At 56.8% G+C, this 2,264-nt stretch carries 1 rRNA gene (cut by a window edge); it reads right to left on the bottom strand.

Annotation, left to right across the window (positions count from 1 at the left end):
- Positions 1-32: 32 nt before the first annotated feature.
- Positions 33-2,264 (bottom strand): 23S ribosomal RNA (locus ACFY8W_RS37985) (it continues 887 nt past the right edge of the window).

Genomic DNA, 2,264 nt, shown 5'->3' with positions numbered 1-2,264 from the left:
CTTCAGAACTAACACAGTGGACGCGAGCAACTGAGGACAAGCCCTCGGCCTATTAGTACCGGTCAGCTCCACCCATTACTGGGCTTCCACATCCGGCCTATCAACCCAGTCGTCTACTGGGAGCCTTACCCTCTCAAGGAGGTGGGAATACTCATCTCGAAGCAGGCTTCCCGCTTAGATGCTTTCAGCGGTTATCCCTCCCGAACGTAGCCAACCAGCCATGCCCTTGGCAGAACAACTGGCACACCAGAGGTTCGTCCGTCCCGGTCCTCTCGTACTAGGGACAGCCCTTCTCAATATTCCTGCGCGCACAGAGGATAGGGACCGAACTGTCTCACGACGTTCTAAACCCAGCTCGCGTACCGCTTTAATGGGCGAACAGCCCAACCCTTGGGACCGACTCCAGCCCCAGGATGCGACGAGCCGACATCGAGGTGCCAAACCATCCCGTCGATATGGACTCTTGGGGAAGATCAGCCTGTTATCCCCGGGGTACCTTTTATCCGTTGAGCGACGGCGCTTCCACAAGCCACCGCCGGATCACTAGTCCCGACTTTCGTCCCTGCTCGACCCGTCGGTCTCACAGTCAAGCTCCCTTGTGCACTTACACTCAACACCTGATTGCCAACCAGGCTGAGGGAACCTTTGGGCGCCTCCGTTACCCTTTGGGAGGCAACCGCCCCAGTTAAACTACCCATCAGACACTGTCCCTGATCCGGATCACGGACCGAGGTTAGACATCCAGCACGACCAGAGTGGTATTTCAACGGCGACTCCACAACCACTGGCGTGGCTGCTTCAAAGTCTCCCACCTATCCTACACAAGCCGAACCGAACACCAATATCAAACTGTAGTAAAGGTCCCGGGGTCTTTCCGTCCTTCTGCGCGAAACGAGCATCTTTACTCGTAGTGCAATTTCACCGGGCCTATGGTTGAGACAGTCGAGAAGTCGTTACGCCATTCGTGCAGGTCGGAACTTACCCGACAAGGAATTTCGCTACCTTAGGATGGTTATAGTTACCACCGCCGTTTACTGGCGCTTAAGTTCTCAGCTTCGCAACCCCGAAAGGTCACTAACCGGTCCCCTTAACGTTCCAGCACCGGGCAGGCGTCAGTCCGTATACATCGCCTTACGGCTTCGCACGGACCTGTGTTTTTAGTAAACAGTCGCTTCTCGCTGGTCTCTGCGGCCACCCCCAGCTCAGACAGCAAGTGTCATCACCAGTGGTGGCCCCCCTTCTCCCGAAGTTACGGGGGCATTTTGCCGAGTTCCTTAACCATAGTTCACCCGAACGCCTCGGTATTCTCTACCTGACCACCTGAGTCGGTTTAGGGTACGGGCCGCCATGAAACTCGCTAGAGGCTTTTCTCGACAGCATAGGATCATCCACTTCACCACAATCGGCTCGGCATCAGGTCTCAGGCTACGTGCTGTCCGGATTTGCCTAGACAGCGCCCTACACCCTTACCCCGGGACAACCACCGCCCGGGCTGGACTACCTTCCTGCGTCACCCCATCGCTTACCTACTACCACCTTGGGTCAGCGGCTCCACCACTCCCCTTTGCCCGAAGGCTCCGGGGCGGCTTCACGGCCTTAGCATTAATGGGCTCGATATTGGGCGTTTCAAAGCGGGTACCGGAATATCAACCGGTTGTCCATCGACTACGCCTGTCGGCCTCGCCTTAGGTCCCGACTTACCCTGGGCAGATCAGCTTGACCCAGGAACCCTTAGTCAATCGGCGCACACGTTTCTCACGTGTGTATCGCTACTCATGCCTGCATTCTCACTCGTGAACCGTCCACAACTCGCTTCCGCGGCTGCTTCACCCGGCACACGACGCTCCCCTACCCATCACAGCGGGCGTTGGCCCTATTGCTGCAATGACACGACTTCGGCGGTACGCTTGAGCCCCGCTACATTGTCGGCGCGGAATCACTTGACCAGTGAGCTATTACGCACTCTTTCAAGGGTGGCTGCTTCTAAGCCAACCTCCTGGTTGTCTCTGCGACTCCACATCCTTTCCCACTTAGCGTACGCTTAGGGGCCTTAGTCGATGCTCTGGGCTGTTTCCCTCTCGACCATGGAGCTTATCCCCCACAGTCTCACTGCCGTGCTCTCACTTACCGGCATTCGGAGTTTGGCTAAGGTCAGTAACCCGGTAGGGCCCATCGCCTATCCAGTGCTCTACCTCCGGCAAGAAACACACGACGCTGCACCTAAATGCATTTCGGGGAGAACCAGCTATCACGGAGTTTGATTG

The sequence above is a fragment of the Streptomyces sp. NPDC012637 genome, from assembly GCF_042954805.1.
Lineage (GTDB): Bacteria > Actinomycetota > Actinomycetes > Streptomycetales > Streptomycetaceae > Streptomyces.
Note: the sequence above shows the minus strand (reverse complement) of the source record. Positions and strands in the feature narration are given on the sequence as shown.